Raw genomic sequence first — 3579 nt, 5'->3', positions numbered from 1 at the left:
CGGCCCTCGAGAGGGTCCTCGGGGTACCGGTGTCCGCCGGGTTCGCCTCCGCGGCCACTCCGACCGTCGCCGACGCGATCACCGGGTTCAGGGAGCGGGGTCATCGCCGGGTGGCCGTGGCGACCCACCTGCTGGCGCCCGGGTTCTTCGCGGACCGGATCGCGGCGGCCGGCGCGGACGTGACCTCACCGCCGCTCGGCGCGAACCCGGAGATAGTCGATCTGATCGTCCGGTTATACCTGGAGAATTCGACGGATTTAATCCGCTGACCGGCCCGACTGTTCTCGATCCCATAATAAACGGATCACTTATCGAGAATGGCCGGCAAATGTGACCGGGCATGATTTCCCGGTGCTGGTGCATACTGTTGTGTAGTAGTGGTCGCACCTAGCTAGGAGAATCAATGGCTCAGCAATTCCAGGTCAGGTACATCGATGACATCGACGGAACGGAACTGGGCGAAGAGGCCAATTCCATCTCGTTCGCCTTCGAGGGCAAGGAATACTCCATCGACCTGAGCGACGAGAATGCCGACGCCTTCCGTGAGGTGATGGCCCCGTACATCGACGCAGGTCACCGCGTGACCGGAAGCAAGAGCAGGCCGGCGCGCAAGGCCGCCGCCAAGTCCGGCTCGGGCGATACCAAGGCCATTCGCGAATGGGCGCGGGAAAACGGCTTCGAGGTCTCTGATCGCGGCCGCATCCCGGCCGACGTGATGGAGGCGTACGCCGCCGCCAACTGATCGCACGCGCGAGGGCCCGCATCCCCGGGAGACGGGGTGCGGGCCCTTCCGTGTATTCGCGTGCGGTACCGGTTGGCGGACGGAAGTCGCGAGATCACCGCCCTCGAGCCGCGGGAATTGTCCGCCGGATAGTTCGCTCAGAGTCGCGTGATCGGCTCATCCAGGTGCGAGAGAGCGCCGGCGACGAGTCCTGTACGGATTCCGGCGTAGTTGGCACTCCGGAGCGGAGCCATCTCCGCCGCGACCGTTATCGCGCGGTCGAGCACCGCGTCCGCCTCGGCCGCCTCATGGGCTATCCCGGCCGAGATCGCCTCGTCCGCCGCATAGCGCTTGGAGGTGAGCATGGCCGTGCTCGCCACCGTGTGGGGCAGCCGGGTGGTGATGAGCGCGTTCATCCCCGGAGGGAACGGCATCCCCAGCTGCGCTTCGGGCAGGTTCCAGAATCCGCGGTCGGCGCGCATGACGCGGTGGTCGTGGGACAGGGCCAGCATCGCCCCGGCTCCGAACGCGTGCCCGTTGACCGCGGCCACCGTGGGCAGCTCGAGCCGCAGGACCCGGGCGAACACCCGCTGGGCCCGCGAGACATAGGCGGGCAGGCCGGCGGGATCGGAGGCGATCACCGTCAGGTCGAGTCCGTTGGAGTAGAACTTCCCCGCCCCGGTCGTGACCAGGGCCGCCGGACCCTCGGAGGCCTCGACCTCGTCGAAGGCGGCATCGAGGGAGTCCAGGAACTCGGGGGAGAAGGCGTTGTCCGGGGCGTCCGCCGGGTCCTCCGGCTCGGAGAATCGGAGGACGAAGACGGACTCGTGACGACTCAGAGTGGGCATGGACTCCAGCGTAGATCCCCGGCAACGCCGTCACGGCAGGTGGGACACCGTTGTCACGCCCGTCCACCGCGCCCCGCGTGGGGGCCGGGAGTCCCGTGTGATGGCGGTGGGATGACACCGTTCCGCTGGACACGCCACGGCGTTGTGACGCGATGGCGACGTCGTCGTCGTACCCTGCCCGGGTGACCCGTTCCCCCTTCCGCGCGACCACCGGCGCCCCACCCCACGCCCAGTACGACGAGGCCCTCCGGCTGGGGATCCTGAGGGAGGCCACGCGCAGGCTCCGTGGAGCGGCGCCGGAGCAGCTCGGACTGCGGCCGCTGGCCGCCTCGCAGGGCACCTCCACCACGGCCATCTACACCATGTTCGGGGGCAAGTCCGGATTGCTCGCCGCAGTCGCGGAGGAGGCGGATCGCATGCTCGCCGAGGCCCTGCGGGAGTCGCTGCGCCACGACAGTGTCGAGACCGACATGCGCTCCCTCTGCCGCGCCTACCGCCGGTGGGCGCTGGAGAACCAGGGGCTGTACGCGCTCGTCGTGGGGGAGCCCGTCCGTTCACCCCGCGTCGGCGCCGACCGCCGCGACCCGCAGTCGCGCGACCCGCAGTGGAGGGAACCGCTGCTGGAGATCGTCGACGCGCTGGTGGACGAGGGGGTCTTCCGGGCCACCGACGTGCACGAGGCGGCCACCGCGATCTGGGCCTCGCTCCACGGGGTCGTGTCACTGGAACTCAGCGTGTGGCGTGAGTCGCCGAGCGCCGAGCAGTACTTCGAGACGCAGCTCGCGGCGATCCTGCGGTCCTGGGCCGCCGGCGGAGTCCGCCCGGCCACAGCTGCCGGACCCGCAACTTCTTCTATCGGAATGGTGGGCTGACCTCATGAGCGAGCGTTCGTTCTTCACCCTCGACGAGTCGGGGGCGTACATCCCCACCAGGTACGCGCGCAGCGCCTGGTCGGAGACCATGGTCAACGGGCCCGCGGTCGTGGTGGCCTCGGCCCGCGCTCTCGAGGCCGAGCACGGGGCGGAGGGGTTCCAGCCCGCCCGGCTCACCGTGGACCTCTTCGCGCCCGTCCGCACCGAGCCGCTGGTCGCGGTGACGGAGGAGGTCCGGGCCGGCAACCGTATCCGGGTCGCGGACGTCCGGATGCTGCAGGAGGGGAAGTTGGTCGCCCGGGGCACCCTCGTGCAGTTGCGCCGCGGCGAGCAGCCGCCGGGCAACGTGTGGCGCTCGGGCCGGCGGGTGGGGGCCCCGCCGGAGGCGGACCCGTTGGAGAACCGGCCGGGGTCGAACGTCTTCTTCGGCAGCGGCGACGAGGGGGAGGCGTGGAGTCGCGACATGAGCGCGCACCAGAACGACCGGCGCAAGCGGTTCTGGCTGCACCCGCTGGACGTGGTGGCCGGTGAGGACGCGACCCAGTTCCAGCGGGCCGTGACCCTGGCCGAGTCCACCAGTCTCATGTCCCACTGGGGCGACGAGGGCATCGGTTTCATCAACGCCGATCTCACCGTGGCGCTGGCCCGCCTGCCCCGTTCGGGCGACATCGGCATCGAGGCCGACGAGCACCTCAGCGACGCCGGGGTGGCGGTGGGCAGCGCCTCGCTGTTCGACCGCGACGGCGTGTTCGGCACCGGAACCGTGGTGGCGGTGTCCAACGCGGGACGCCAGATCGACTTCACCCGCCGTAGGGCGGGCACGGAGGACAGCGGATCGATCGGATCGAACGAGGCGGCGACGCGCGTATGAGCGCCCGGTTGACGCGGGAGCGGATGCTCGACGCGATCGAGGCCCAGATCGGTCTGGTGCGGTTCGCGCTCGCCGGGGGCGGAGACCCGGACACCGTCGACCCGACCGCCCCTGTGCCGTCGTGCCCGGAGTGGACGCTGCACGACCTCGTCACCCACCTCGGCGCCGTCAACCGGTGGGGCGGCGCCACCGTGCGCGACGGGAACCCACACGAGCGCTCGCGGGGCCTGGGCGAGGCCATGAAGTCCGCCCCGACGGCGGCGGCGA

Annotated in this window: 6 protein-coding genes; 5 read left to right on the top strand and 1 reads right to left on the bottom strand. The window is 70.4% G+C overall.

Annotated elements, in window-relative coordinates:
- Together G6020_RS02090 and G6020_RS02085 are read left to right on the top strand one after the other, a co-directional pair.
- Positions 1 to 269 (top strand): CbiX/SirB N-terminal domain-containing protein (locus tag G6020_RS02090; protein WP_277815233.1); only part of this gene is annotated, 269 nt, incomplete at its 5' end.
- A gap of 134 nt (positions 270 to 403) precedes the next feature.
- Complete coding sequence (locus tag G6020_RS02085; protein ID WP_182609511.1) at positions 404 to 742, top strand: Lsr2 family protein; 339 nt, start codon at positions 404 to 406, stop codon at positions 740 to 742.
- 137 nt (positions 743 to 879) lie between these two features.
- Here G6020_RS02085 and G6020_RS02080 read toward each other — a convergent pair whose 3' ends face one another.
- A complete protein-coding gene (locus G6020_RS02080; protein WP_182609510.1) occupies positions 880 to 1569 on the bottom strand; it encodes an enoyl-CoA hydratase/isomerase family protein in 690 nt (229 codons plus the stop codon).
- Positions 1570 to 1751: 182 nt separating this feature from the next.
- Here G6020_RS02080 and G6020_RS02075 point away from each other — a divergent pair, with 182 nt between their 5' ends.
- From G6020_RS02075 to G6020_RS02065, 3 genes are all read left to right on the top strand, one after another.
- The gene (locus G6020_RS02075; protein ID WP_347238287.1) at positions 1752 to 2441 is read left to right on the top strand and encodes a TetR-like C-terminal domain-containing protein; all 690 of its coding nucleotides are present in this window, start codon (positions 1752 to 1754) and stop codon (positions 2439 to 2441) included.
- 4 nt (positions 2442 to 2445) lie between these two features.
- Complete coding sequence (locus G6020_RS02070; protein WP_182609508.1) at positions 2446 to 3312, top strand: acyl-CoA thioesterase domain-containing protein; 867 nt, start codon at positions 2446 to 2448, stop codon at positions 3310 to 3312.
- The coding region (locus G6020_RS02065; protein WP_182609507.1) for a maleylpyruvate isomerase N-terminal domain-containing protein at positions 3309 to 3579 on the top strand (271 nt) is incomplete at its 3' end. The genes G6020_RS02070 and G6020_RS02065, both read left to right, overlap by 4 nt.

It is taken from the genome of Dietzia sp. B19 (assembly GCF_014145155.1).
GTDB classification, from domain to species: domain Bacteria; phylum Actinomycetota; class Actinomycetes; order Mycobacteriales; family Mycobacteriaceae; genus Dietzia; species Dietzia natronolimnaea.
Note: the sequence above shows the minus strand (reverse complement) of the source record. Positions and strands in the feature narration are given on the sequence as shown.